25 protein-coding genes are annotated in these 25,528 nt (G+C 68.9%); 4 read left to right on the top strand and 21 right to left on the bottom strand.

Annotated elements, in window-relative coordinates:
- Window positions 1-39: 39 nt before the first annotated feature.
- From NOD94_RS17520 to NOD94_RS17485, 8 genes are all read right to left on the bottom strand, one after another.
- Window positions 40-240: a hypothetical protein gene (locus NOD94_RS17520; protein ID WP_281206886.1), complete on the bottom strand. Its 201-nt coding sequence runs from the start codon at window positions 238-240 to the stop codon at window positions 40-42.
- A gap of 9 nt (window positions 241-249) precedes the next feature.
- Complete coding sequence (locus NOD94_RS17515) at window positions 250-546, bottom strand: hypothetical protein (protein ID WP_281206885.1); 297 nt, start codon at window positions 544-546, stop codon at window positions 250-252.
- 14 nt (window positions 547-560) lie between these two features.
- Window positions 561-1,529 (bottom strand): WYL domain-containing protein, encoded by a 969-nt coding sequence (locus NOD94_RS17510; RefSeq protein ID WP_281206884.1) that lies wholly within the window; start codon window positions 1,527-1,529, stop codon window positions 561-563.
- 77 nt (window positions 1,530-1,606) lie between these two features.
- Window positions 1,607-2,563, bottom strand: a complete 957-nt coding sequence (locus NOD94_RS17505; protein ID WP_281206883.1) for a WYL domain-containing protein — start codon at window positions 2,561-2,563, stop codon at window positions 1,607-1,609.
- Window positions 2,564-2,691: 128 nt separating this feature from the next.
- Complete coding sequence (locus NOD94_RS17500; RefSeq protein WP_281206882.1) at window positions 2,692-3,087, bottom strand: FKBP-type peptidyl-prolyl cis-trans isomerase; 396 nt, start codon at window positions 3,085-3,087, stop codon at window positions 2,692-2,694.
- Between the two features lie 28 nt (window positions 3,088-3,115).
- Window positions 3,116-4,057 carry an FKBP-type peptidyl-prolyl cis-trans isomerase gene (locus tag NOD94_RS17495; protein ID WP_281206881.1) on the bottom strand — a complete coding sequence of 314 codons (942 nt, stop codon included), beginning with the start codon at window positions 4,055-4,057 and terminating at the stop codon, window positions 3,116-3,118.
- A 120-nt stretch (window positions 4,058-4,177) separates the two neighbouring features.
- Window positions 4,178-5,539 (bottom strand): Pup--protein ligase, encoded by a 1,362-nt coding sequence (gene pafA / locus NOD94_RS17490; protein WP_281206880.1) that lies wholly within the window; start codon window positions 5,537-5,539, stop codon window positions 4,178-4,180.
- A 58-nt stretch (window positions 5,540-5,597) separates the two neighbouring features.
- On the bottom strand, window positions 5,598-6,884 hold the full coding sequence (locus NOD94_RS17485) for an MFS transporter (protein WP_281206879.1): 1,287 nt from the start codon (window positions 6,882-6,884) through the stop codon (window positions 5,598-5,600).
- A gap of 137 nt (window positions 6,885-7,021) precedes the next feature.
- Between NOD94_RS17485 and NOD94_RS17480 the strand changes: the two genes are divergently transcribed.
- Window positions 7,022-8,020, top strand: a complete 999-nt coding sequence (locus NOD94_RS17480) for a LacI family DNA-binding transcriptional regulator (protein ID WP_281206878.1) — start codon at window positions 7,022-7,024, stop codon at window positions 8,018-8,020.
- Between the two features lie 85 nt (window positions 8,021-8,105).
- Here NOD94_RS17480 and prcA read toward each other — a convergent pair whose 3' ends face one another.
- From prcA to arc, 6 genes are all read right to left on the bottom strand, one after another.
- Window positions 8,106-8,870: a proteasome subunit alpha gene (gene prcA, locus NOD94_RS17475; protein ID WP_281206877.1), complete on the bottom strand. Its 765-nt coding sequence runs from the start codon at window positions 8,868-8,870 to the stop codon at window positions 8,106-8,108.
- A 46-nt stretch (window positions 8,871-8,916) separates the two neighbouring features.
- Window positions 8,917-9,756 carry a proteasome subunit beta gene (gene prcB / locus NOD94_RS17470; protein WP_281206876.1) on the bottom strand — a complete coding sequence of 280 codons (840 nt, stop codon included), beginning with the start codon at window positions 9,754-9,756 and terminating at the stop codon, window positions 8,917-8,919.
- Complete coding sequence (locus tag NOD94_RS17465; RefSeq protein WP_348652337.1) at window positions 9,708-10,220, bottom strand: endonuclease VII domain-containing protein; 513 nt, start codon at window positions 10,218-10,220, stop codon at window positions 9,708-9,710. The genes prcB and NOD94_RS17465 overlap by 49 nt, the downstream gene beginning before the upstream one ends.
- 133 nt (window positions 10,221-10,353) lie before the next feature.
- Window positions 10,354-10,566 carry a ubiquitin-like protein Pup gene (locus NOD94_RS17460; protein ID WP_281206874.1) on the bottom strand — a complete coding sequence of 71 codons (213 nt, stop codon included), beginning with the start codon at window positions 10,564-10,566 and terminating at the stop codon, window positions 10,354-10,356.
- A 199-nt stretch (window positions 10,567-10,765) separates the two neighbouring features.
- Entirely contained in the window at window positions 10,766-12,277 is a 1,512-nt protein-coding gene (gene dop / locus NOD94_RS17455; RefSeq protein ID WP_281206873.1) for a depupylase/deamidase Dop, read from the bottom strand.
- Window positions 12,278-12,528: 251 nt separating this feature from the next.
- Window positions 12,529-14,295, bottom strand: coding sequence for a proteasome ATPase (arc, locus tag NOD94_RS17450; protein WP_281206872.1), 1,767 nt, complete (start codon window positions 14,293-14,295; stop codon window positions 12,529-12,531).
- Between the two features lie 264 nt (window positions 14,296-14,559).
- On the opposite strand from arc, the gene NOD94_RS17445 reads away from it, so the two are divergent.
- Window positions 14,560-14,880 (top strand): ferredoxin, encoded by a 321-nt coding sequence (locus tag NOD94_RS17445; protein WP_281206871.1) that lies wholly within the window; start codon window positions 14,560-14,562, stop codon window positions 14,878-14,880.
- A 4-nt stretch (window positions 14,881-14,884) separates the two neighbouring features.
- On the opposite strand, the gene NOD94_RS17440 is transcribed toward NOD94_RS17445, so the two are convergent.
- The 3 genes from NOD94_RS17440 to NOD94_RS17430 form a co-directional block, all read right to left on the bottom strand.
- On the bottom strand, window positions 14,885-15,481 hold the full coding sequence (locus tag NOD94_RS17440) for a hypothetical protein (RefSeq protein ID WP_281206870.1): 597 nt from the start codon (window positions 15,479-15,481) through the stop codon (window positions 14,885-14,887).
- A gap of 224 nt (window positions 15,482-15,705) precedes the next feature.
- On the bottom strand, window positions 15,706-16,602 hold the full coding sequence (locus tag NOD94_RS17435; protein WP_281206869.1) for a tRNA (adenine-N1)-methyltransferase: 897 nt from the start codon (window positions 16,600-16,602) through the stop codon (window positions 15,706-15,708).
- 18 nt (window positions 16,603-16,620) lie between these two features.
- Window positions 16,621-17,754, bottom strand: a complete 1,134-nt coding sequence (locus NOD94_RS17430) for a site-2 protease family protein (protein WP_281206911.1) — start codon at window positions 17,752-17,754, stop codon at window positions 16,621-16,623.
- A gap of 210 nt (window positions 17,755-17,964) precedes the next feature.
- On the opposite strand from NOD94_RS17430, the gene NOD94_RS17425 reads away from it, so the two are divergent.
- Both NOD94_RS17425 and NOD94_RS17420 read left to right on the top strand, forming a co-directional pair.
- The gene (locus NOD94_RS17425) at window positions 17,965-18,882 is read left to right on the top strand and encodes a RecB family exonuclease (RefSeq protein ID WP_281206910.1); all 918 of its coding nucleotides are present in this window, start codon (window positions 17,965-17,967) and stop codon (window positions 18,880-18,882) included.
- A gap of 64 nt (window positions 18,883-18,946) precedes the next feature.
- Window positions 18,947-19,621 carry a response regulator transcription factor gene (locus tag NOD94_RS17420; RefSeq protein WP_281206868.1) on the top strand — a complete coding sequence of 225 codons (675 nt, stop codon included), beginning with the start codon at window positions 18,947-18,949 and terminating at the stop codon, window positions 19,619-19,621.
- 119 nt (window positions 19,622-19,740) lie between these two features.
- Here NOD94_RS17420 and NOD94_RS17415 read toward each other — a convergent pair whose 3' ends face one another.
- From NOD94_RS17415 to NOD94_RS17400, 4 genes are all read right to left on the bottom strand, one after another.
- Window positions 19,741-21,324: an ABC transporter substrate-binding protein gene (locus NOD94_RS17415; RefSeq protein ID WP_281206867.1), complete on the bottom strand. Its 1,584-nt coding sequence runs from the start codon at window positions 21,322-21,324 to the stop codon at window positions 19,741-19,743.
- A 71-nt stretch (window positions 21,325-21,395) separates the two neighbouring features.
- The gene (locus NOD94_RS17410) at window positions 21,396-22,997 is read right to left on the bottom strand and encodes an ABC transporter substrate-binding protein (protein ID WP_281206866.1); all 1,602 of its coding nucleotides are present in this window, start codon (window positions 22,995-22,997) and stop codon (window positions 21,396-21,398) included.
- A 480-nt stretch (window positions 22,998-23,477) separates the two neighbouring features.
- Window positions 23,478-24,179: an HAD family phosphatase gene (locus NOD94_RS17405; RefSeq protein ID WP_281206865.1), complete on the bottom strand. Its 702-nt coding sequence runs from the start codon at window positions 24,177-24,179 to the stop codon at window positions 23,478-23,480.
- A 113-nt stretch (window positions 24,180-24,292) separates the two neighbouring features.
- On the bottom strand, window positions 24,293-25,528 hold a 1,236-nt coding region (locus tag NOD94_RS17400), incomplete at its 5' end, for a vitamin B12 dependent-methionine synthase activation domain-containing protein (protein ID WP_281206864.1).

Raw genomic sequence — 25,528 nt, 5'->3', positions numbered from 1 at the left:
GCGGGGGCGTACGCCGACCGGCCGCCCGCGCCCGCCGCACTACGGACGTACCGCTCCGCCCGCCCTGGCCAGGTCGGCGGCGGCCCGCTCCAGGTCGCCCGAGGCTTCGGTGATCCGGCGGCTGGCCTCGTCCACCTGACCGGCGAGCCGCCGGACCTCGACGAAGACCCGTACGGCCAGTACGGAAAGGACGGCCACCCCGAGGAAGCCCAGGGCAATTGCGAGCATCGGCCACAGCATGGGAGGAGCCTATCCCCTGCCACGAACGCTGCGCAGGGTGCTCACGCCACCGCCGGTGAGGAGCTCCACGATGCGCTCACCGGCGGGTTTGCGGACCTGGACCGCGCACTCGGGACAAGTGAAGGAGTAGAAGGTGGTACGCCTGCTGCCGCCGATGGCCAGCCGCAGCGCGCCGGCCGCGAGCTCGAACCGGGCCCGGCACTCGGGACAGGCGGCCTTGAAGGTGACCGGCCCGGCGCCGCCGCCGGCGACCGGCTCCGGCGCACCGGAGGTCCGGCCCGACGCGGGTCCGGATGTCGCTGCCATCGCTCCCCCGCTCCCTAGACCTGTTCCCCGTACCCGGCGAGGGCTTCCGTCGCGGCCTTGCTCGCGCTCCGCGCCAGGTCCGCCGGCGACACGATCCGCCCGTCACGGCCCAGGCGCAGCGCGAGGCGGCGCAGCGAGGCCGGGTCGGGACTGCGCAGCGTGATCCGCAGGCCGCCGTCGGGCTGCTCCTCGGCGCTGTCGTGCGGGTAGTACTCGGCGACCCAGCGGCCGCCGGGGCCGACCTCGACCACCACCTCCGGGTCCTCGGCCGCGGGCTGGACCAGCCCCACCGACAGGTCCCGGGGCTCGATCGCGGGCGGCTCGGAGCGTTCGTCGAGGAGCCGGATCTCGGCCACCCTGTCCAGCCGGAAGGTACGGCGGGCCTCCGAGAGGTGGCACCAACCCTCCAGGTAGGTGTGCCCGACGGCGAAGAGGCGGATCGGGTCGACGACGCGCTCGGTCAGCTCGTCCCGCGCGGGCGAGTAGTAGCGCAGCCACAGCCTGCGCCGCTCGGCGATGGCCCGGTCGACGTCGGCGAAGACCCCGCCCTCCGACTCGAAGGTCACCGACAGCCGGGAGCTGGCGCTCGCCACCTCACCCGCGGCGGCCTCCAGCTTGGCGGTGGCCCGCAGCAGGGCGTCGCGGTCGCTCTCGCGCAGCCCGGGCAGGGTGGCCACGGCGCGGGCCGCGACCAGCAGCGCCGTCGCCTCGTCGGCGGCCAGCCGCAGGGGTTCGGCGGTGGACTCCCCCGAGGCGTCGGGGTTGCGCCACCAGATGCGCTCGCCGTCGGTGTCGATGTCGAGCAGGTCCCCGCCGCGGAAGCTGGTCCCGCACATGGGCAGCACGTCGAGGTCCGAGATCAGCTCGTCCTCGGTGATCCCGAAGGCGCGGGCGACGTCGGCGACGTGCGCCCCGGGGCGCTCGCGCAGGTAGGTCACCAGGGACAGCATCCGGCGGGTCTGGTCGATGGCGTTGGCAGCCATGCTGGTACGTCTCCCCCTCAGGGCGTTGCTAGCGATGTTCGGGCCGCCGGGGCACGGTCGGCCCGGGCGGGTGGTGCTCAGCCCCGGGCGACGGCGCGCAGCCGGTCCACCACGTCGGCGCGCAGGTCGGCGGGCTCCACCACGACCACGTCCGGGCCGAACTCCACGAGCCAGGCGTCCAGCCCGTGCCCGTAGGGGATCTCCAGCTCGTCCCAGCCGTCCCCGCCCTCCCGCACCGCGGTCGCCTTGGCCCGCAGCGGGTATCCGGCGCCGGCCCGCAGCCGGATCAGCGCGGAGCGCTCGGCCCCCTCCCCGGCCCAACTCGCCACGGTCTCCCGTACGGTCACCACGTCGGGCACCTCGGCGGTGTACTTCCCGGCCCGGGATCGGACCTTGCCGGTGATCCGGGAGAGCCGGAACACCCGCTCCGCGCCGCGGTCCCGGTCGTAGCCGGCCAGGTACCAGTGGCCGCGCCAGCACTCCAGCGCCCACGGTTCGACCTGCCGCGGCTCGGGGCGGGCGGCGTTGGACCTGCGGTACTCGAAGACCACGGGCCGCCGGTCCCGACAGGCCAACATCAGCGGCTCGAAGGCCGCCTCGTGGACCGGGATGCGCGGTTCGATGGCGCTGTGCTGGCCCTCGTACGGGTCACCGGCCTCCGGCATCCCGCCCGCACGCAGCTTCTGCAGGGCCCCGCTGGCCGCGCCCGCGAGGCGGGCCTGCTGCCAGACCTTGGCGGCGAGTCCGAGGGCCGCGGCCTCCTCGGCGTCCAGGGAGACGGGCGGCAGCCGGTTGCTGTCCCGGCGGGCCAGGTAGCCGGTCTCGCCCTCGATGTTCTCCACCGTCTCGATGACGAGGCCGAGTTCACGCAGGTCGTCCTTGTCCCGCTCGAACATGCGGTTGAAGGACTCGTCGTTGCCCGCCTCCAGGTAGGCCTCGATGGAGCCGCGCAGCTCGCGCTTGCTGAGCGGACGACGGGTCCCCAGCAGACACAGCGCCAGATTCATCAGCCGCTCGGCCTTGGCAATCGCCATCGACGCCATCCCCCCGTATTTCCGCACACACTCGTTGACCGTTGACCGTACCGTCCCGGCGGGCCCGGGCAAAAGCGAGGGCCCCCGCCTGACGGCGGGGGCCCGTGCTCGGATCACGGAAGTCCGGATCAGCCGACCTTGACCAGGTCGCAGACGAAGATCAGCGCCTCGCCCGGGGCGATCGCGTTGCCCGCGCCGCGGTCGCCGTAGGCGAGGTTCGCGGGGATCGTCAGCTTGCGACGGCCGCCGACCTTCATGCCCTGGACGCCCTGGTCCCAGCCGGAGATGACCTGGCCGACGCCGAGCTTGAACTGCAGCGCGGAGCCGCGGTTCCAGGAGGCGTCGAACTCCTCGCCGGTGGAGAATGCCACGCCCACGTAGTGGACGGCGACCATGTCGCCGGCCTTGGCCTCGGCGCCGTCGCCCAGCCAGATGTCCTCGGACAAGAGGTCCTTGGGGACCTCGCCCTCGGGGAAGTCGATCTCGGGCTTCTCCAGCTTGTCACTCACGGAACTGCTCCTCATACGTACGAACCGGTCAACCGGAACAGTCTTACATCACCGCGAGGATGTCGAGGCTGAAGACCAGCGTCGAATTGGCCGGAATGGTGCCCTGCTCCTTGTCGCCGAAGCCGTCGGCCGGCGGGATGACCAGCAGGATCCGGCTGCCGGTCTTCTTGCCCACCAGGCCTTCCTTCAGACCCTTGACCGAGAGCTCGGACATCGGCCACGTCACCGTCGAATCGGTGGCGTACGTGCTTTCGAAGGACTTGTCGTCCTTCCAGGTCTTGCCGTTGAACTTGACGACGACGCTGTCGGTGTCCTTGACGACCGGGCCGTCACCCTCGATCACGTAGCTGGAAACCAGCTTCGCGGGCGGCGCGACGTCCTTCGGGACGGTCACGGAGACTTCCTTGCCGTCCGTGTTGGTACCGACCTTCGGCAGGTCCTTGTTGTCCTGCGCGACTTCCTTGCCCTTCGCCGAGGCGGGGACGGAGGCACCCTTGACGATGTCCACGACGAAGACCAGCGTCGCGTTCGGCTTGATCTTCTCGCCGGAACCCTGCGCCCCGTAGCCGAGCTCCGGAGGGATCACCAGCTCGATGCGACTGCCGACCTTCTGACCCTCCAGGCCCTGGTCCCAGCCCTTGATGACGGCGCCCGCGCCGATGTTCACGTCGAAGGTCTTGCCCTTGCCGAAGCTGGCGTCGAACGGCTCCTTGCCGTCCCACACCTGGCCGGAGTAGTTGACCTGGGCGATGTCGCCCTTCTTCAGCACCGGGCCCTTGCCCTCGCTGATGACCTCCACCTTCAATTCCTTGGGAGGCGTGCCCTTGCCCTGGGCCAGGGTGGGGGTCTCCCCGAACTTGGCGCCCTTCGTGATCGCGGGCACCCCGTTCGTGGTCTCGGCGGAGTCGGAGCCGCTGTCGTCCCCGCAAGCCGCCGTGGTGAGCAGCAGCATCGGTACGACAAGAAGGCCGGCAAGTCGGCGCACGTGTTCCTCAGATCTCAGACGGCTGGCGGTCGCCCGCCACTCTAAGCCGTGACGAGGGCCCCGTACGAGATCCGTACGGGGCCCTGGCCAAGATCAGTGAGATGTCACACTTTACTTTGTCTACATCCCGGCGATCAGCTTCTCCACCCGGTCGTCGACCGACCGGAACGGGTCCTTGCACAGCACCGTTCGCTGCGCCTGGTCATTGAGCTTCAGGTGCACCCAGTCCACCGTGAAGTCACGCCGCTGCTCCTGCGCCCGACGGATGAAGTCGCCGCGCAGCCTCGCCCGAGTCGTCTGCGGGGGCACCGACTTGCCCTCGAAGATCTTCAGGTCGTTGCAGATCCGCGCCGCCTGCCCCTTGCGCTCCAGCAGGTAGTACAGCCCCCGCCGCCGGTGGATGTCGTGATACGCGAGGTCTATCTGGGCGACCCTCGGGTTCGACATGGTCATGTTGTGCTTGGCCCGGTACCGCTCGATCAGCTGGTACTTCATGACCCAGTCGATCTCCGTGCCGATCCGGTCCAGGTCCTCGGCGTCGATCGCGTCGAGCGTCCGACCCCACAGCTCCAGGACCTGCTCCACGACCCCGGTACGGATCCCCCGACGCTCCGCGAAGTCCAGGGCCTTCTCGTAGTACTCCCGCTGGATCTCCAGCGCCGAGGCCTCCCGACCACTGGCCAGCCGCACCTTGCGCTGCCCCGTGATGTCATGACTGACCTCACGGATCGCCCGGATCGGGTTCTCCAGGGTCAGGTCCCGCATCACCGTGCCCGCCTCGATCATGCGCAGCACCAGATCGGTGGCACCGACCTTGAGGAGCATCGTCGTCTCGGACATGTTCGAGTCCCCGACGATCACGTGCAGCCGCCGGTAACGCTCGGCGTCCGCGTGCGGCTCGTCGCGGGTGTTGATGATCGGCCGGGAACGGGTGGTGGCCGAGCTGACGCCCTCCCAGATGTGCTCGGCCCGCTGACTGACGCAGTAGACCGCGCCCCGAGGGGTCTGCAACACCTTGCCCGCACCACAGATCAGCTGGCGCGTGACGAGGAAGGGAATCAGGATGTCCGCCAGGCGGGAGAATTCTCCGTGCCGGGCCACCAGGTAGTTCTCGTGGCAACCGTACGAATTGCCCGCCGAGTCGGTGTTGTTCTTGAAGAGGTATACGTCGCCCGCGATTCCCTCCTCGTGCAGGCGGCGTTCTGCGTCGACGAGCAGGCCTTCGAGAATGCGCTCGCCTGCCTTGTCGTGGGTGACCAGTTCGATCAGGTTGTCGCATTCCGGTGTTGCATATTCCGGATGCGATCCCACGTCGAGGTACAGGCGGGCGCCGTTCCGCAGGAAGACATTGCTGCTGCGGCCCCATGACACAACACGGCGGAAGAGGTAGCGCGCCACTTCGTCAGGAGACAGTCGGCGCTGTCCCCTGAACGTGCACGTGACGCCGTACTCGTTCTCCAGCCCGAAAATGCGGCGGTCCATGACTGAACATTACGCCTTCTGCCCTCTTCTGAAACCGGGTTCGAGAGCGGCGTTCCGATCAGTTTTTCACGAACGGCTCCGACGGCCCCCCGGCGGACACCCCTTCGACCCCCTCCACGACACCCCCGACAACGCCCTCCACCGACCCGGCCACCGCCCGAACGCGCCCCGGCGAGGCCAGCACCCGCTGAGTCAGCGTCAGCACCAACAGCGCCGCCACCCCGGCACCGCCCGCCACGGCGAAACCGGCCGTGATCCCGCCCAGTTCCACCGCCGGACCCGCGGCCGCCGTACCCATCGCCGCACCCACCCCGAAGAAGGTCACCAGCCACGAGAACGCCTCCGTCACCGTCCCCACCGGAGCGTGCCGATCCACCACGATGAACGCACACGCGATCGCCGGCGCCAGGAACACACCCGCCAACGCGGACAACGCCGTCATCCCCACCGGCCCCACGGTCAACATCAGCGGCAGATAACACACCGCCAACAACGCCACCAACAGCTGCAACCGCCGCTCCGGCGCCCCCGCCCACTGACGCGCACCGTAGGTCACACCACCCACCAACGCACCCAGACCCAACGCGGCCATCATCCAGCCGTACACCGCCGCGCCACCGTGCTCGTCCGAATAGGCGACCGCGGCCACCGTGATCGAACCCAGCGCCGTACCCACGAAGAAGAACGCGCCCAACAACGCCAACAGACCCCGCGAACGCAGCGCCCCCAACCAGTGCGCCTCCCGCGGCTCGGAACGCCACGCACGCGACGGCTCCGACACCACCACCGACAGCGCGCCCAACACACCCAGCACGTTCAGCGCCACCAACGCCACCGCCGGCGACCACAACGAGACGAACACCGTCACCAGCAGCGGCCCGACCGTGAACATCACCTCCTGCGCCACCGCGTCCATCGCGTACGCGGCGTGCACCCGCCCCTCCTTGCCACCGAGCACGCTCGGCCAAAGAGCCCGCAGACCACCCTCCAGCGGCGGCGTGAACAACCCCGCCACCACCACCGCCGCATAGGCGACGGCCGCCGACCCGATCCCGGCGGACGCCAACCACACCATGCCCAACGCCGACACCACCGCCGCCGGAAGCTGCACCCGGGGCTGCCCGTACAGGTCCACCGCCCGACCGAGCAACGGCTGGCCGACGGCATTGGCCACCCCGTACGCCGCCGCCAACGCCCCCGCCAGGCTGTAGCTGCCGCCCTCCGCCCGCACGAACATCACGAGCGCGATCGACGCGATGCCGTTCGGCAGCCGCCCCACCAACGTGCCCACCAGCAACCTCGCGGCATGCCGGGTCCTGAGCAGCTCCATGTACCCCGCGGCCATGTCCGCCCCCTTCCGCCCGGACCCAGCCGGAGTAATACGTATAACGTGACGACGTCATACGTACCATGGCCGCAGTCGCACGGTCCAGCCCACGGACCCCCCGCACCACCTCCCACCTCGCACTTCAGGAGCCCCCTGTGACGAGACCCACCAGCCGGGACGTCGCCGCCGCCGCCGGGGTCTCCCAGGCCACCGTCTCCCTCGTCCTCGGCGATAAATGGCGCGGCCGCGTCTCCGAACGCACCGCCGCACACGTCCGCGAAACCGCCGCCGACCTCGGCTACCGCCCCAACCTCGCCGCCCGCAACCTCCGCCTCGGCAGCACCCGCACCGCCCTCCTCGTCGTCCCCGCCCTCACCAACGAATTCTTCGCCCGCGTCTACACCGGCGCCGCCCGCATCGCCGCCGAACACGGCTTCGGCGTCGTCCTCTACCCCTCCCCCGACGGCACCGGCCCCGCCCGCGACCCCTTCGCCTCCGCCCGCGCCGCACTCGACGGAGTCATCGCCTCCTCCATGGCAGCCGCCGCCCTCGACGCCATCGGCGGCGACGACCTCCCTCTTGTCATGCTCGACAGCGACCCCTCCTCCGCGAGCGCCGCCGCCCACATCAACCTCGCCATGGCCGACGGCATGAACCAGGTCGCCCACCACCTCCTCCACCACGGCCACCGCCGCTTCCTCCACCTCGCCTCCGCCGTCGACTCCTGGACCTTCCACATCCGCGCCGAAGCCCTCACCACCCTCCTCACCCCCACCGCCGAACTGCGCACCGTCAGAGCACCCCTCACCGTCGACGGCGGCCGCCGAGCCATCGAAACCGCCCTCTCCACCCCCGGACCCCGCCCCACCGCCATCGTCTGCGACGACGACATCCTCGCCGCCGGCGCCTGCAAGGCAGCCCGCCGCCTCGGCCTGCGCATCCCCGAAGACATCTCCGTCACCGGCTTCGACGACCTCGCCCTCGCCACCGCCGTCGAACCCGAACTCACCACCGTCGCCCTCCCCGCCGAACGCGTCGGAGAACAAGGCATGACAGCCCTCCTCGCCGCCCTCGACGGCACCCCGTGGACCGCCCCCGACATCCCCGTCCACCTCGTCGTCCGCGACTCCTCCGGCCCCGCCCCCACCCCCTGACCCCACCCCCGGACACGACGAAGCCCCGGCACACCCTCACGGGCACACCGGGGCTCCACGCACCACGGAACCAGCTCGACCGCTCCTACTCGGCGTCGTCCTCCGGCGCCTCGTCGTTCGACACGGCATCCGCCTGAGCCGCCGCCGGAACATCCGCCTCCAGCAACCGCGCCAACTGCCGACCCCGGATCCGCTTGAACTTCCGCTGCTGCGCCCGCGTCCGGTCCAGCACCGCGACCTCCAGCCGCTCAGCCGGAATCGTCTTGTCGGCACCGTTCGCCTGACTCGACAGCGCCTGCACCGCCAGCTTCAACGCCTCCGACAGCGTCATCGCGTCCCGGTGCCGCTGGTCCAGGAACGTACTGATCTGCTCGGCGTTGCCGCCGACCGCGACCGAGCCGTGCTCGTCCACGATCGAACCGTCGTGCGGCAACCGGTAGATCTGGTCCCCGGCGGCCGTCGCACCCACCTCGGCGACGACCAGCTCCACCTCGTACGGCTTCTCACCCGCACTGGAGAAGATCGTGCCGAGCGTCTGCGCGTAGACGTTCGCCAGCCCACGGGCCGTCACATCGTCACGGTCGTAGGTGTACCCGCGCAGATCCGCGTACCGCACACCACCGATCCGCAGGTTCTCGTACTCGTTGTACTTGCCGGCGGCCGCGAAGCCGATCCGGTCGTAGATCTCGCTGAACTTGTGCAGCGCACGGGACGGGTTCTCGCCGACGAACACGATGCCGTCGGCGTACTGCAGCACGACAAGGCTGCGACCGCGGGCGATGCCCTTCCGGGCGTATTCCGCCCGGTCGGCCATGGCCTGCTGGGGTGACACATAGAACGGAGTCGACACCGGCTGTCCGTCCCTTTCTTCTGGGCTCCTACGGGGCGGCGGATGGTCAGAGCAGGGCGGCGCGCGGGCCGTCGGGCTGCTCCAGCCGACGGTTGGTGACCGTACGGGCGAGCTCCTGCGACTCGTCGTCGGTCAACCTGCGGAACCCCTCGTCCGTGATGACGGTGACGATCGGGTAGATGTGGCGGTACAGGTCCGGCCCACCGGTCGCCGAGTCGTCGTCGGCGGCGTCGTACAGCGCCTGCACGACCAGCGTGGTGGCCTGCTCCTCCGTCAGGTCCGGACGGTAGAGCTTCTTCATGGAACCGCGGGCGAAGATCGAGCCAGAACCGGTGGCGGCGTAACCGTGCTCCTCCGAGCGGCCGCCGGTCACGTCGTAGGAGAAGATGCGGCCCTTCTCCTTGGCCTCGTCGTACCCGGCGAACAGCGGAACGACGGCCAGCCCCTGCATCGCCATGCCCAGATTGCTCCGGATCATGGTCGACAGCCGGTTGGCCTTGCCCTCCAGCGAGAGGGTCGTCCCCTCCACCTTCTCGAAGTGCTCCAGCTCCAGCTGGAACAGCTTGACCATCTCCACGGCCAGGCCGGCCGTGCCGGCGATGCCCACCGCGGAGTACTCGTCGGCCGGGAACACCTTCTCGATGTCCCGCTGCGCGATCATGTTCCCCATGGTCGCCCGCCGGTCACCGGCGAGGACGACCCCGCCGGGGAAGGTGGTGGCCACGATGGTCGTCCCGTGCGGCGCCTCGACGACACCCTCGGGGAGCTTGCGGTTCCCCGGCAGCATGTCGGGCGAGTGCGCGCCCAGGAAGTCCATGAAGGACGACGACCCCGGCGTCAGGAAGGCTGCCGGTAGACGCCCTGTGCTACGAGTGTTGGGTTCCACAGGTTTCCTTCCACGTAAGCGGCTGCACGCCGTATGACGTCCGGCCGATCCTTGAACTGCCCCAGGGCTGCGTTGCAGCTGAAGCACAGTACGCCTCGGACCTTACCCGTCTGATGATCGTGATCAACGTGCTCGGCAGGTCCTTCTCGACAGAGCAGGCAGAGACCGCCCTGAGCCGCGATCATCTCCTCGCGCTCGGCCTCCGTGATTCCGTACTTGCGCTTGAAGTAGGAGGCACGGTTTCGCTGAGCCCTGCAGAGCCGGCAGTAACTGGCCCACCCGTCGGAGGAGGATTTGTTTGACTCCCATTCCGAGTGAGGTTTGATCTCCTTGCATTGCGGACAATGCTTGTGGCCGGACGGTACGGCCACCTTGACCCGTACCGTCCGCCCCCTCGCCTCTTGCCGCTCGCGATGCTGGTCCGCCTGACAGGCTCGGCAATATGCCTGCAGGCCGTCCCACATCGCGCGATTGGCCGCGAAATCAGATCGAGGCTTCGGCGACTTGCAACGCGAACACCGCTTCGATGCCTCTGCCCCGTCCATCCCCCACCCGGGACTCTCCTTCGATTCGAAGGCGAATGAATGTCATCGACCCCTACTGGCCACCCTTTTGCACGAATGACCTCACGAAATCCTCGGCGTTCTCCTCCAAGACGTCGTCGATCTCGTCAAGTACGGAGTCGACGTCGTCGGAGAGCTTTTCCTGGCGCTCCTTGAGGTCGGTCGATTCCTCGGCCGCGGCCTCCTCGACCTCCTCGGTCGAGCGCGTCGCCTTCTGCTGTCCGCCGCCGGTGTCCTTGGTCGCCATGACTACCTCACCCCGCTCGGTTCGCACGCTCACGTGGAGAGACCCCGGGATTCGGGATCTCTCAAGATCAGACCCTACGCCGGACCCTACAAGGAGGGCTCGGAATTCGTCCCCGTAGTTGTCCAAGTGGTCCGGAACAACGTCCGGCTTTCCTTCATGATTCCCGGCCGGGGGCCCTTTCAGGCCCCCTCGGCGCGCTTCACTGCCCCGAAAGCACCCGCACCAGGTCCTCGGCCGTGCGACACCGGTCCAGGAGCTCCTTGACGTGGTTGCGGGTCCCCCGCAGGGGTTCCATGGTCGGGACCCGCTGGAGGGAGTCACGGCCCGGGAGGTCAAAGATCACCGAGTCCCAGGAGGCGGCGGCCACGTCGTCCGCGTACTGCTCCAGGCACCGGCCCCGGAAGTAGGCCCGGGTGTCTTCCGGGGGCTTGCTCTCGGCCCGCTCGACCGCCGGCTCCTCCAGGAGGCGCTTCATCTTCCCGCGGGCGACCAGCCGGTTGTACAGGCCCTTCTCGGGCCGTACGTCGGCGTACTGGAGGTCGACCAGGTGCAGCCGCGCCGCGTCCCACTCCAGCCCGTCGCGCCTCCGGTAGCCCTCCAGGATCTCCCGCTTCGCGATCCAGTCCAGCTCGCCCGACAGGCTCATCGGGTCGGTCTCCAGCCGGCCCAGCACGTCCTCCCACCGAGCGAGGACGTCCTTGGTCTGGTCGTCCGCGTCGGAGCCGAACCGCTCCTCCACGTACTTCCTGGCCAGCTCGAAGTACTCCATCTGGAGTTGTACGGCGGTCAGCGTGCGGCCGCTGCGCAGCGTGATGAGGTATTGGAGGTCGGGGTCGTGGGAGACGTGGTGCAGGGTGCGCACGGGCTGGTCCACGGCCAGGTCGACGTTGATGAACCCGTCCTCGATCATGGACAGGACGAGCGCGGTCGTGCCGAGCTTGAGGTACGTGGAGATCTCGGAGAGGTTGGCGTCCCCGATGATCACGTGGAGGCGGCGGTACTTCTCCGCGTCCGAGTGGGGTTCGTCGCGCGTGTTGATGATCGGGCGCTTGAGGGTGGTCTCCAGTCCTACCTCGACCTCGAAGTAGTCCGCGCGCTGGCTGATCTGGAAGCCGTGCTCGCGGCCGTCCTGGCCGATGCCGACGCGGCCGGCGCCGGTGACGACCTGGCGGGAGACGAAGAAGGGGGTCAGGTGGCGCACGATCTCCGAGAAGGGGGTTTCCCGCTTCATCAGGTAGTTCTCGTGCGTGCCGTAGGAGGCGCCCTTGTTGTCGGTGTTGTTCTTGTAGAGGTGGATCGGCTGGGCGCCGGGCAGCTGGGCGGCCCGTTCGGCCGCCTCGGCCATGATCCGTTCGCCGGCCTTGTCCCAGAGCACGGCGTCGAGCGGGTTGGTGATCTCCGGTGAGCTGTACTCGGGGTGCGCATGGTCGACGTAGAGTCGTGCGCCGTTGGTGAGGATGACGTTGGCGAGGCCGATGTCCTCGTCGGTCAGCTGGCTGTTGTCGGCGGCCTCGCGGGCGAGGTCGAAGCCGCGGGCGTCCCGCAGCGGATTCTCCTCCTCGAAGTCCCAGCGGGCGCGTCGCGCCCGGTGCATCGCCGCCGCGTAGGCGTTGACGATCTGGGACGAGGTGAGCATGGCATTGGCGTTCGGGTGTCCCGGAACGGAGATCCCGTACTCCGTTTCGATCCCCATTACTCGCCGTACGGTCATGCGGCCCTCCTTGCCCGGCGGCGCTCCCGTTCGGGAGCGGCGCTCAAGTACCGCTGGTGCTCCGGTGCGTCGTGTGCGGTGCCCGTCCCCGCACTGCGCGACCGGCGGTACGGAAGAGCCTAGAACCACTGCGCGCTGGTGGGGAGATCATTTCAGTCATTGGATTCGCCCTGTCACCGGCCGAAAAGGGCGGGTGGTAAAACGGGCGGCTGCGGTTGCCCGGTGAGGGCATCCGCAGCCGCCCCTTTTTGTCAGAGGTACTGACCGGTATTCGCCACCGTGTCGATGGAGCGTCCCGTGTCCGCGCCTTGCTTTCCGGTGACGAGTGTGCGGATGAATACGATCCGCTCGCCCTTCTTGCCGGAGATTCGGGCCCAGTCGTCGGGGTTGGTGGTGTTGGGCAGGTCCTCGTTCTCCTTGAACTCGTCCACGCAGGCCTGGAGGAGGTGGGAGACGCGGAGGCCCTTCTGGTTCTGTTCGAGGAAGGCCTTGATGGCCATCTTCTTCGCGCGGTCGACGATGTTCTGGATCATCGCGCCCGAGTTGAAGTCCTTGAAGTAGAGGACTTCCTTGTCGCCGTTGGCGTACGTGACCTCGAGGAAGCGGTTCTCCTCGGTTTCGGCGTACATCTGCTCGACGACGGTCTGGATCATGCTGTGCACTGTTTCGGCCGTGGAGCCCTGGTGTTCGGACAGGTCGTCCGTGTGCAGGGGCAGCGAGGCCTTGAGGTACTTCGCGAAGATGTCCTTGGCGGCCTCGGCGCCGGGGCGCTCGATCTTGATCTTCACGTCGAGCCGGCCGGGGCGCAGGATGGCCGGGTCGATCATGTCCTCGCGGTTGGAGGCGCCGATGACGATGACGTTCTCCAGGCCTTCCACGCCGTCGATCTCGGCGAGCAGCTGGGGGACGATGGTGTTCTCCACGTCCGAGCTGACGCCGGATCCGCGGGTGCGGAAGAGGGATTCCATCTCGTCGAAGAAGACGATGACGGGGGTGCCCTCGCTGGCCTTTTCCCTGGCGCGCTGGAAGACGAGGCGGATGTGCCGCTCGGTTTCGCCGACGTACTTGTTGAGGAGTTCGGGGCCCTTGATGTTCAGGAAGTAGGACTTCCCGGTGGGCTGGCCGGTCACCTCGGCGACCTTCTTGGCAAGGGAGTTGGCCACGGCCTTGGCGATGAGCGTCTTGCCGCAGCCGGGAGGGCCGTAGAGCAGGATGCCCTTCGGGGGCCGGAGTTCGTGCTCCTTGAAGAGGTCGGGGTAGAGGTAGGGGAGCTCGACCGCGTCGCGGATCAGCTCGATCTGGTCGCCCAGGCCGCCGATCTTGTCGTAGTCGATGTCCGGGACCTCTTCGAGGACGAGGTCCTCGACCTCGCTCTTCGGGACGATCTCGTAGACGTAGCCGGAGCGGGGTTCGAGCAGTAGGGAGTCGCCGGGGCGGATGGTGACGTCCAGGAGCGGCTCGGCGAGCCTCACCACCCTTTCCTCGTCGGTGTGCCCGACCACCAGGGCGCGCTCGCCGTCCTCAAGGATCTCCTTGAGGGTGACGATGTCCCCGGCTCGCTCGTACGCCATGGCCTCGACCACGTTGAGCGCTTCGTTGAGCATGACCTCCTGGCCGCGCCGGAGGTCTTCCGGTTCGACGCTGGGGCTCACGTTCACGCGGAGCTTGCGGCCGCCGGTGAAGATGTCGACGGTGCCGTCCTCGTTCGCCTGGAGGAAGACACCGAAGCCGGCCGGCGGCTGTGCGAGCCGGTCGACTTCCTCCTTGAGGGCCACGATCTGGTCGCGGGCCTCGCGGAGGGTATTCGCGAGTCGTTCGTTCTGCGCGGAGACGCCTGCCAGATTTGTCTGGAGCTCGACGATCCGCTCTTCGAGAATCCTCGTGTGACGCGGAGAGTCGGCGAGCTTACGTCGCAGGACGGCGATTTCCTGCTCGAGATAGGCAACCTGGCCGGCGGGGTCCTCAGACCCTCGCCCGGGCCGGATGCCGCGGTTGATGTCGTCGTCGTGGGCTGCCACGGTCCTCACCTCCTCCAAGGGGAGCTGGACGCTTCCTGACCCTACCTGGGCTGGTGGTGATTGAAACCCCTAGATCACAAAGACGGTAGAGGTGTGTCCGATCTTCACCCTTGCGTACTCCCTCACGCCAAGGAAATACCCACCCATCAACATCGGAAAGCAGCCGGTTGTAAGGTCGAACTGTTCAACACCCGTCAGGGCTCGCGCGACTTGTCTCAAGTCGTGGCCGGGGTGGATCACTCGGAGCAGGGAACGGCAGGAGATATGACCGTGCAGCAGGAGGCCCCGGCGGAGGGTGTCGGTGGGACCGGGCAGCCGCTCGAGGTCTGGATCGACCAGGATCTGTGCACCGGGGACGGGATCTGCGTGCAGTACGCACCTGAGGTGTTCGAGCTGGACATTGATGGTCTGGCGTACGTGAAGAGCCCCGAGGACGAGCTGCTGCAGGAGGCGGGGGCGACGACTCCGGTTCCGTTGACGCTGCTCCAGGACGTGGTGGATTCGGCGAAGGAATGTCCGGGTGACTGCATCCACGTAAGGCGCGTTTCGGACAGGGTCGAGGTGTTCGGTCCGGACGCGGAGTGACGGTTCAAACACTTCCGGCGGACGAGTCCGTCAGCTCCTGGCGGAATTTCCCGGCGGTCCAGCGCCACTTGGCGAGCTGGCTCACGTCGGGGTCGGAGCGCGGTACGTCCGGCGAGGAGTAGCCGAGGAGACGTGCTGTGACGGAGCCGTCACGGATGGCGAGGTCGGTGGCGGTCCGTCGGCGGTCGGTGTCGAGCAGGGTGGCGACGACGCGGGGCGTGGAGCCGGGTGCGGGGTCCTGGATGAGGACGTAGAGGGCGTGGGGCGGGGTGCCGGAGCCGGCCTGGCAGCGGACGGCGGCCACGGTTTCGGGGTGTCCGTCGCCGTCGAGGTCGCCTTGGGCGGTGGCGGTGACGGTCTGGGGCAGCCCCTTGCAGTCGAGGGGGTAGGTGACCGCCCGTGCGTCGGGGGCGGTGGCTCGTGGGTCGTTGCGGGTGCTGGGTGGCGGGGTGGCTCCGGTGGCGGGTTCGGGCTGGACGAGGCCCGCGCCGGCTATGACGGCGGCGATGGCCGTGGCCGTGGCGGCCCAGTGGGCGGGCCGGGCGCGGTGGTGCGCCGGGGCTTGCGGGGTGGGCGCCGGCGTGGTGGGGCTGTGCGGCACGCGGGGTGTCTCCTGTGCGAAGGGTGACGGGGAGCCAGCATCGTGCCACATGTCACACGGGGGGTGGAACGGCTGGGTCCGGGCGGTTCGGGCCGGGGCGCGGGGAGGGTGTGCGTGGCTAACGAAAAGGCGCTGCGGCGCAGTTCCCGGTCGGTCGGGGGAACTGCGCCGCAGCGCCTTCGTGTTGGGCGGGCCCGGTGGGCGGGCCGGTCCGGGTGGGGCCGTTATGCGGAGCGGTCGCTGCCGGGGCCGTCGTAGTCCTCGCCGTAGGCGCCCTTGGAGGGGCGGCGGCGGCGCAGCGGGGGCTCGACGCCGTCGGCGAGGCGGCGGGCGGTGACGAGGAAGCCGGTGTGGCCGATCATCCGGTGGTCGGGGCGGACCGCGAGGCCTTCGACGTGCCAGTTGCGGATCATCGATTCCCAGGGCTGCGGTTCGGCGTAGCAGCCGAATTCGCGGATGGACTCGACGGTGCGCGAGAGCTGGGTGGTGGTGGCCACGTAGCAGCACAGGATGCCGCCGGGGACGAGGGCCTTGGAGACGGCCTCCAGGCATTCCCAGGGGGCGAGCATGTCGAGGATGACGCGGTCGACGTCGGTGTCGGACAGGTTGTCCTGGAGGTCGCCGACGGTCAGCTGCCACGCGGGGTGGGGGCCGCCGAAGTAGCGCTCGACGTTGGCGGTGGCGATCTCGGCGAAGTCCGCGCGGCGCTCGTAGCTGTGGAGCATGCCCTGGTCGCCGATGGCGCGCAGCAGGAAGCTGCTCAGGGAGCCGGAGCCCACTCCTGCTTCCACGACGCGGGCGCCGGGGAAGATGTCGGCGAAGGCCAGGATCTGGCCCGCGTCCTTGGGGTAGACCACGGCGGCGCCGCGGGGCATGGACAGGACATAGTCGGGGAGCAGGGGACGCAGCGCGAGGTATGCGACGTTGCCCGTGGTACGGACAACGCTGCCCTCGGGGGCGCCGATCAGCTCGTCGTGCGGGAAGGAACCCTTGTGGGTGTGGAAATTCTTCCCGGCTTCGAGCGTGAACGTGTAGTGGCGGCCCTTGGGGTCGGTGAGCTGAACCTGGTCCCCGACCTCGAAGGGCCCGCGTCGGCGGGCGGCACCGGTCGGTTCGGACATGTGACCAGTGTATTGGCTTCAGGACTGGGGCCGCGCCATGGCCTTCACGAAGGCCTTCTCGACGTCGAGGGTGGACAGGACGCCGTAGATGGTGCCGCCGGTTTCGAGGACGAGGTATTCGGTGGCGGGGGTGGCGCGGAGGTGGTCGAGGAGTTCTTCGCCGGTGAGTTCCGCGGAAACCTTCATGCCGTCGGTGAGGTCCTGGGCGAGGGTGCTGACGGCGACCCATGGGCGGCGGTGTTCGGGGACGGAGGCGATGGCGGTCTCGCGGACGATGGCGATGGGGTCTCCGAGGCCGTCGACGACGACGAGGGCGCGGGCTCCGGCTTCGTTGGCGCGGCGGAGGGCTTCGGAGAGGGGGGTGGCGTTCTCGACGGGGATGGCGCGTCGGGTGAGGGCGCGGGCGCGGAGTTCGGGGAGGTGTTGGCGCAGGCGGGCCATGCGGAGGCTGTTGCCGGCGCCGGTCCAGATGATGGCGGCCAGGATCGCGGCGAGGAGCGCGTCCATGACGGTGTTCATGCCGCCGATCTCGTCGGTGCGGTTGCCGAGGACGCCCGTGTGGGTGAGGAGGGGGAGGCCGAGGAGGACGGCGACGGCGAGTCCGCGTCCGACCCAGGCGGCGGCGATGGTGCCGGCCATGGGTTTGCCGGTGATGCCCCAGATGACGGCGCGGAGCATGCGGCCGCCGTCGAGGGGGAGGCCGGGGAGGAGGTTGAAGGCGGCGACGAGGAGGTTGGAGATCATGAGGCCGGCGAGGAGGACGCCGGGGACGGTGGCGGGGTCGACGGCCTTCATGCCGAGGTAGAAGATCCCGGCGAGGGCGAGGGAGAGGAGGGGGCCGACGAAGGCGAGGACGAATTCGCGGCCGGGTGTCTCGGACTCCTTCTCGATCTCGGAGACTCCGCCGAAGAACTGGAGCTGGATGCGGCGCACGGGGAGTTTGTAGCGGAGCGCGGCGATGGTGTGGGCGAGCTCGTGGACGAGGACGGAGGCGTAGAAGGCGACGGCGAAGAAGAGGGAGACGAGGTAGCGGACGGGTCCGAGGTCGGGGAGGATCTGGTCGAGCTGGTCGCCGAAGACCCAGGTGATGAGGGCGGCGACGAGGAACCAGCTGGGGGAGACGTAGACGGGCACTCCGAAGGGGCGGCCCATGAGGATGCCGCCGCCCGGGTCGGAGCGCTTGGCTGCGCGCTCGCCGGTTTCGTCGGTGTCTGCCACGGCTTTCCTTCGTTCGGTGCTTGGGTTTCCAGTGTGGTTCAGGTGCTGGTGTAGCGGGGTGTGATGCTCCGATCATGCAGTGCGAGGGGGCTTTGCGTCGATGGTATGCGCGTGCTGTCGGCGGTGGACCGTAGGGTTTGGGGCATGACGACGAGTCCCGGTGCCGTGCCAGGTGCTTCCGAGGTCGGCGTGGCGCCGGTCGCCGCGGCGCCCAGTTCCCTGTCGCCCTCGCGGGCCGGCGATTTCATGCAGTGTCCTCTGCTGTACCGGTTCCGGGTGATCGACAAGCTGCCGGAGAAGCCGAGTGCGGCGGCGACGCGGGGGACGTTGGTGCACGCGGTGCTGGAGCGGTTGTTCGATCATCCGGCGCAGGAGCGGACGGCGCCGCGGGCGAAGGCGTTGATCCCGGGGCAGTGGGACCGGTTGCTGGAGGCGAAGCCGGAGCTGGCGGAGCTGTTCCCGGAGGGGGACGAGGGGGCCGGGCTGGCGCGTTGGCTGACGGAGGCCGAGGCGCTGGTGGAGCGCTGGTTCACGTTGGAGGACCCGACGCGGCTGGAGCCGGTGGAGCGGGAGTTCTTCGTGGAGACGGAGCTGGAGTCGGGGCTGCGGTTGCGGGGGATCATCGACCGGGTGGACGTGGCGCCGTCGGGTGAGGTGCGGATCGTCGATTACAAGACGGGGAAGGCGCCGCGGCCGCAGTACGCCGAGGGTGCTTTGTTCCAGATGAAGTTCTACGCGCTGGTGGTGTGGCGGCTGAAGCAGGTGGTGCCGCGGCGGCTGCAGTTGGTGTACCTGGGCAGTGGGGACGTGTTGACCTACGATCCGGTGGTCGCGGACCTGGAGCGGGTGGAGCGCAAGCTGCACGCGTTGTGGGAGGCGATCCGGGAGGCCACGGAGACGGGTGAGTGGCGGCCGCGGCCGACGAAGCTGTGCGGCTGGTGTGATCATCAGTCGGTGTGTCCGGAGTTCGGGGGGACTCCCCCGGTGTATCCGTTGACGGTGGTGCCGAGGCCGGCCGGGGAGCCGGTGGAGGTCGTGGTGGATCGCCCGGCGGAATCCTGATCTTGCCGTCAGGGCAGAATGGGCGATGTCCGCCGTAGCCGCCCGACGAATTCGAGGTACCTCCGTGGCCATCCGCGTCCTGCTGGTCGACGACCAGCCACTGCTGCGCACCGGGTTCCGGATGATTCTGGAGGCCGAGCGGGAGCTGGTGGTGGTGGGCGAGGCCGGGGACGGTCTGCAGGCGTTGGACCAGGTGCGGGCGCTGCAGCCCGATGTGGTGCTGATGGACATCCGGATGCCGCGGATGGACGGGGTCGAGGCGACGCGCCAGATCACGGGTCCGGGGCGGGACGGGCCGGCGAAGGTGTTGGTGCTGACCACGTTCGACCTGGACGAGTACGTGGTGGAGGCGTTGCGGGCGGGGGCGAGCGGGTTCCTGCTGAAGGACGCGCCGGCGACCGAGTTGGTGCAGGCGATCCGGGTGGTCGCGGCGGGTGAGGCGATGCTGGCGCCGAGCATCACGCGGCGGTTGTTGGACAAGTACGCGGGGCACCTGCCGTCGGGTGAGGACAGCGTGCCGGACACGCTGGGGACGCTGACGGAGCGCGAGGTGGAGGTGCTGAAGTTGGTGGCCCGGGGGTTGTCGAACGCGGAGATCGCGGCGGACCTGTTCGTGAGCGAGACGACGGTGAAGACGCACGTGGGTCACGTGTTGACGAAGCTGAGGCTGCGCGACCGGGTCCAGGCCGCGGTGTACGCGTACGAGTCGGGGCTGGTGCGGCCGGGCGCCACTCCGTAGCCGTCCCCGCTTTCCGCCGCCGTCCCCGCTTTCCCCTGATTTTCCGGCCGCTGCCGGACGTACGGCGACGGGCCGGCAGCCGCTCCACGCGGCTGCCGGCCCGTTGCCGTGTGCGGGGCTCAGCCCTTGCTGATCTCCCAGAAGCGGAAGACGGTCGAGGCGTCGAGGGACCACTGGAGGCCGGTGACGTTCTGGCGGGTGACGGCGTACTGCTTGCCCTGCCAGAGCGGGAGGATCGGGACCTCGTCGGCGACGATGTCCTGGAGCCGGTTGTAGTCCATGTTGGCCGCGGTGCGGTCGGACTTCGCGGAGGTCGACGGGATGATGGTCCCGCTGATCTCCTTGTTGTCGTAGTTGTTGTGCAGGACGTTGTCCGGGCCGAAGAACGGCTGGGTGAAGTTGTCGGCGTCCGGGTAGTCCGGCACCCAGCCCTTCACGTAGATGCCGTACTTGCCGGCCTGGATGTCCTTCTCGTACTGCTCGTACTCGACGGACTTCATCTCGGCGTCGAAGAGGCCGCTGTCGTTGAGCTGCTTGGCGATGACCTGGAACTGCTGGTCGGTGGAGGGGCCGTAGCGCGAGGGGGTCGAGTAGAGGGTGACCTTGACCTTGCCCGTGATGTTGGCGGCCTTCAGGACGGCCTTGGCCTTCTCGGGCTGCGGGCTGCCGCCGTAGCGGTCGAAGAACGGGGTGGTGTGTCCGGCGATGCCGGCGGGGACGATCGAGTAGAGCGGGACGGCGGTGCCCGCGTACACGTCCTTGACGAGCGCCTCGCGGTCGACGAGGTAGGCGATGGCCTTGCGCACGGGCAGCTTGCCGACGACGGGGTCGTTGACGTTGAAGACCATGTGCTCGACCTCGGCGCCGGTGCCCTGGACGACGTCGACCTTCTGGTCGCCGGTCTTGGTGGCGGCGAGGCCGGCGATGTCCTTGGCGGCGAGGCCGCGGAAGGCGAAGTCGACGTCCCCGCTTTCCAGGACCGTCTTGAGGCCGGCCTGGTCGCCGTTGAAGAACTTGAGCGTGACGCCGCTGTTCTTGGCCTTGGCCTTGCCGCTGTAGGACTCGTTGACGGAGAAGCTCGCGCTCTTCTCGCTGAAGGAGTCGAGCTTGTAGACGCCGGAGCCGATGGCCTTGTTGTCGCCGCGGAGCTTGTCGGCCGGGTACTCGCGGCTGTCGACGATGGCGCCGGCGCCGGAGGCGATCTTGCTGGGGAAGGTCGCGTCGGAGTTCTTGAGGCGGAAGACGATGGTCTTCTCGTCGGGGGCCTCGATGGAGCCGATCGACGCGAGCATGACGGCGGGGCCGTTGGCGTCGTTGATCTTCAGCGTGCGCTCGAAGGAGAACTTGACGTCCTTCGAGGTGAGGCTGTTGCCGTTGCTGAACTTCAGGCCGCTGCGCAGGGTGCACTTGAACACCTTGCTGTCGCCGCCCTCGAAGTTGCAGGCCTGGGCGGCGTCGGGCTCGGGCGTGGTGCCGCCCTTGGGGAAGCTCAGCAGCGACTGGAAGACGTTGTTGAAGAGCAGCCAGGAGCCCGGGTCGTAGCCGGAGGCGGGGTCGGTGGACTTCACCTTGTCGGATATGCCCATCACGACGCCCTTGCCGCTGCCGGCGTTCGAGCCGTCGGTCGAACCGCAACCGCTGAGCAGCGCGGCGGCGGTGGCTGCGCCGAGCGGGGCCGCCAACCACTGGTTACGTCGGTTCACGCGAAAGTCCTTCACAGTCTGGTCTGAACGTTGCGCCGGCCTGCGACTCCCGCTGCCGGTTGTTGCCGGTCTCAGCCGCTGACACCTCGGCCGAGCTCCCACAGCTGGAGGTCGGAGATGGCGTTGACGGACCACTCCACTCCGGTGATTCCATCGCGGGCGGCGACGTACTGCTTGCCCTGCCACAGGGGCAGGACGGGTACGTCCTCGGCCACGATGTCCTGCATCTCCGTGATCGCGGGGGCGGCGACGTTACGGTCGATCGCGCGCCGGGCGTCGGGGATGAGCCTGGTGCGCACCGCGGTGTTCGCGTACGGCGTGCCCAGGAAGTTGTCCTGCTCCAGGAACGGGGCGAGGAAGTTGTCGGCGTCCGGGTAGTCGGGGAACCAGCCGAGCCCGTAGGCGGGGTAGTCGCCCTTCTTCTGGGCGGGCCGGAAGTCGGTCCACTCGTTGCCCTGGACGCTGATGTCGAACAGCCCGGTGGAGTTGAGCTGGGTCTTGAGGGCCTCGAACTCGGCGGCGGTGCCGTCGCCGTAGTGGTCGGAGGTGTAGTTCAGGGTCAGCTTGACCGGGGTCTTGATCCCGGCGTCCTTGAGGAGGGCCGCTGCCTTGGGGGTGTTGGCCTCGCCGTACTTGTTGAAGAACGAGTTGACGTGCCCGGTGACGGTGGTGGGGACCAGCGAGTACAGGGGCTGCGCGGACTTGCCGTAGACCTTGGAGATGACGTTGTTGCGGTCGACGGCGGCGGCGAGGGCCTGGCGCACGGCCTTGTCCTTGACGACCGGGGCCTCGGTGTTGAAGCCGAGGTAGCGGATTTCCAGGCCGGGCATCGGGACCAGCTTGACGCCCTTGGGGGGCTTGGCCGAGAGCTCGGTGATCTGGGCGGGCGACAGGGTGCGGGAGACGACGTCGATGGATCCGCCGGTGAGGGACTTGCCCATGGCGGCGGAGTCGGCGAAGGTGCGCAGTTCGACCTTGTCGTTCTGGAGCTTGATGTCGCCCTTGTAGTGGGGGTTCTTGGTGAAGACGGCGCGGACGAGGTGGTTGTCCTTGACCTCGGCCTTCATCGTGTACGGGCCGGAGCCGTCGACGGTGAAGCCGGGGCGGAGCTTCTTGGCCTCGTACTGCTTCTCGCTGACGATGCCCGCGGCGGGGGTGGAGAGCTTGTACGGGAAGGTCGCGTCCGGGGTCTTCAGGTGGAAGACGACGGTGTCGGTGCCCTTGGTCTCGATGCTGTCGAGGGTGGAGAGCAGCGAGGAGGGGCCGTTCTCGTCCTTGATCGCGAGGACGCGGTCGATGGAGTACTTGACGTCCTTGGCGGTGAGGGGGTCGCCGCTCGCGAACTTCAGGCCGGGGCGCAGGGTGCAGCGGTAGCTCTCGTTGGCGGTGTCGGTGAAGCGGCAGTCGGAGGCAGCTTCGGGGACGGGCTCGCCGCCGCCGCGCGGGGTGTGCATCAGCGTCTGGACGGTCTGGCGCAGGATGTTCCAGGCGCCGGCGTCGTAGGCGTATGCGGGGTCGAAGGGGGCGGGGGCGTAGTCGGCAGCCTCGAACCGGTCGGTGGTGCCGACGACGATCGCTCCGGATCCCGCTCCTCCGGTCGCTGTGCCGCAGGCGGCCAGCGTGGGGGTGAGCAGTCCGGCGGCGGCCGTCAGCACCATGGTCTTGCGGTTCATTCTGGAAGTACTCCCTCACCCGGCACTTGCTCAAAGCGGCGTAGAGGGCACTGCGCGGCGGTCGCCCGTTCAGGGCGGAACGATCGGGCCGGTGTTTGACGATCGGTCCACGCGCATACCGGTCACAGGGGTGTGTGTTCGGTACGGCTGAGGTGCGGCGTAGTGCCCGCGTCGACATTAGTGGCCTGGGACGGGATGGCTGGAACTGGCAGGAGTTGGGGCGTAATCGCACGGTGATGGGTGCGGACTGACAGCTCATGCGGGAGAGTTCGCAGATGTGGGCAGGAGCTGATCAATCCGGACACATGGGGAGGCGTCGGGGCTTGCCGGGGGGCCCTGCGGGCACCTGGCGGGTGACCAAGGTCACCCTGCGCAACGCTTCCCTGGGGGATGGAATTTCGGCCTCCGGGGCTGGGCGCGGAAGATCCTCCGTCAGGACCCCCGCCCCGCCTCATTCCGTTCGGTACGGAGCGTGCGTACTCAGTTCATCGGAGTGATGAGGGAACGCAGGAAGCTCAGGTCGACGTCCTCCAGCGAGCGGACGATCGTCCGGCCGGGCGCCGGTTCGATCCGACCGACGGAGGGGATGGCCACGACCCGGCATCCGGCGGCTTCGGCGGCGGCGACGCCGGTGGCGGTGTCCTCGACGACGGCGCAGCGCGAGGGGTGCGCGCCGAGGGCGTTCGCGGCGAACAGGTACGGGTCGGGGTGCGGCTTGGTGCGGGGCACCTCGTCCCCGGCGACGGTCATGGTGAACCGGTCGCGGCCGAGGGTGAGCAGGACCTGGTCGATGACGCGGCGGTGCGAGGCGGAGACCAGGGCGGTGGGGATGTTGTTCCGGGAGAGCTCGCTCAGCAGCCGTTCGGCTCCGGGCATCAGCGGGACCTGTCCGGCGATCCGTGCCTCGAAGCGCTCGTTGAGGAGCACGCTGAGTTCGGCGAGGTCGATGGTGGCGCCGGTGGATTCGATGAGGAAGGCGGCGCTGCGGCTCATGGGGCCGCCGACGACGACGTCCCGCCACGCGTCGTCGAGCCGGTGCCCGAGCTCACCGAAGATCTCGGCCTCGATCTCCCACCAGAATCCCTCGGTGTCGACGAGGGTGCCGTCCATGTCCAGCAGCACCGCCTGCAGGGCGTGCCCGTCGGCCGTACGGGTGACGGTGGCAGGAACGGTGCTGGTCAATGCGCACACCCTCTCTCAGGGGACGATAAGGCCGGTCACCTCGCCCGTGGGGACATGCCCCGGGGATCAGGTGACCGGCCTGTATGGGACCGTCCAGTGTACGCCGGTCCGTCTCAGCGCGCGTTGAAATACTTCGCTTCGGGGTGGTGGATGACGATGGCGTCGGTGGACTGCTCGGGGTGGAGCTGGAACTCCTCCGAGAGGTGGACGCCGATCCGCTCCGGCTGGAGGAGGTCGGCGATCTTGGCGCGGTCCTCCAGGTCGGGGCAGGCTCCGTAGCCCAGGGAGAAGCGGGCGCCGCGGTACTTGAGGTCGAACATGTCCTCGACCTGGGCCGGGTCCTCGCCGCCGAATCCGAGCTCGGAGCGGACGCGGGCGTGCCAGTACTCGGCCATGGCCTCGGCGAGCTGGACGGAGAGGCCGTGCAGCTCCATGTACTCGCGGTAGGCGTTGGCCTGGAACAGCTTGGCCGTGGCCTCGCCGATCCGGGAACCGACGGTGACGACCTGGAGGCCGACGACGTCGGTCTCCCCCGACTCCTCGGGGCGGAAGAAGTCGGCGAGGCACAGGCGGCGGCCGCGGCGCTGGCGCGGGAAGGTGAAGCGGGTCCGCTCGTTGCCCTGCTCGTCGAGGATGATCAGGTCCTCGCCCTTGGAGACGCAGGGGAAGTAGCCGTAGACGACAGCGGCTTCGAGGAGGTTCTCGGTGTGCAGCTTCTCCAGGAGGCCGCGCAGGCGGGGGCGGCCCTCGCTCTCGACGAGCTCCTCGTACGTCGCTCCACCGGCGCGGGCCTGCTTGAGGCCCCACTGGCCCTTGAACAGGGCGCCCTCGTCGAGCCAGGAGGCGTAGTCCTTGAGCGGGATGCCCTTGACCACGCGGGTGCCCCAGAACGGCGGGGTGGGGACGGGGTTGTCCACGGAGACGTCGGACCGGCCGCCCGGCTCCTCCGGCTCGTCGACCTGGAGGACGGGCGTGTCCCGCTTGGCGACGCGGCGTTGCTTGAGTTCGGGGAGGGTGGCGCCGGGGACGCCGCGCTTGACGGCGATGAGGGCGTCCATGAGGCGCAGGCCCTCGAAGGCGTCGCGGGCGTAGCGGACCTCACCCTCGTAGATCTCGTGGAGGTCCTGCTCCACGTACGCCCGGGTGAGGGCGGCCCCGCCGAGGATGACCGGGTAGTCGGCGGCCAGCTTGCGCTGGTTGAGCTCCTGGAGGTTCTCCTTCATGATCACGGTGGACTTGACCAGGAGCCCGGACATCCCGATGACGTCGGCGCGGTGTTCCTCGGCGGCTTCGAGGATCGCCGAGACCGGCTGCTTGATGCCGATGTTCACGACGTTGTAGCCGTTGTT

It is taken from the genome of Streptomyces sp. Isolate_45 (assembly GCF_024721315.2).
Classification (GTDB): Bacteria; Actinomycetota; Actinomycetes; order Streptomycetales; family Streptomycetaceae; genus Streptomyces.
Note: the sequence above shows the minus strand (reverse complement) of the source record. Positions and strands in the feature narration are given on the sequence as shown.

Excerpts from the sequence above, each read along its gene's own strand:
- NOD94_RS17520 (WP_281206886.1), bottom strand. The coding sequence starts at position 240 with ATGCTGTGGCCGATGCTCGCAATTGCCCTGGGCTTCCTCGGGGTGGCC.
- NOD94_RS17515 (WP_281206885.1), bottom strand. The coding sequence starts at position 546 with ATGGCAGCGACATCCGGACCCGCGTCGGGCCGGACCTCCGGTGCGCCG.
- NOD94_RS17510 (WP_281206884.1), bottom strand. The coding sequence starts at position 1,529 with ATGGCTGCCAACGCCATCGACCAGACCCGCCGGATGCTGTCCCTGGTG.
- NOD94_RS17505 (WP_281206883.1), bottom strand. The coding sequence starts at position 2,563 with ATGGCGATTGCCAAGGCCGAGCGGCTGATGAATCTGGCGCTGTGTCTG.
- NOD94_RS17500 (WP_281206882.1), bottom strand. The coding sequence starts at position 3,087 with ATGAGGAGCAGTTCCGTGAGTGACAAGCTGGAGAAGCCCGAGATCGAC.
- pafA (WP_281206880.1), bottom strand. The coding sequence starts at position 5,539 with ATGGACCGCCGCATTTTCGGGCTGGAGAACGAGTACGGCGTCACGTGC.
- NOD94_RS17485 (WP_281206879.1), bottom strand. The coding sequence starts at position 6,884 with ATGGCCGCGGGGTACATGGAGCTGCTCAGGACCCGGCATGCCGCGAGG.
- NOD94_RS17465 (WP_348652337.1), bottom strand. The coding sequence starts at position 10,220 with ATGTGGGACGGCCTGCAGGCATATTGCCGAGCCTGTCAGGCGGACCAG.
- NOD94_RS17460 (WP_281206874.1), bottom strand. The coding sequence starts at position 10,566 with ATGGCGACCAAGGACACCGGCGGCGGACAGCAGAAGGCGACGCGCTCG.
- dop (WP_281206873.1), bottom strand. The coding sequence starts at position 12,277 with ATGACCGTACGGCGAGTAATGGGGATCGAAACGGAGTACGGGATCTCC.
- NOD94_RS17445 (WP_281206871.1), top strand. The coding sequence starts at position 14,560 with ATGACCGTGCAGCAGGAGGCCCCGGCGGAGGGTGTCGGTGGGACCGGG.
- NOD94_RS17435 (WP_281206869.1), bottom strand. The coding sequence starts at position 16,602 with ATGTCCGAACCGACCGGTGCCGCCCGCCGACGCGGGCCCTTCGAGGTC.
- NOD94_RS17430 (WP_281206911.1), bottom strand. The coding sequence starts at position 17,754 with ATGGGCCGCCCCTTCGGAGTGCCCGTCTACGTCTCCCCCAGCTGGTTC.
- NOD94_RS17425 (WP_281206910.1), top strand. The coding sequence starts at position 17,965 with ATGACGACGAGTCCCGGTGCCGTGCCAGGTGCTTCCGAGGTCGGCGTG.
- NOD94_RS17410 (WP_281206866.1), bottom strand. The coding sequence starts at position 22,997 with ATGAACCGCAAGACCATGGTGCTGACGGCCGCCGCCGGACTGCTCACC.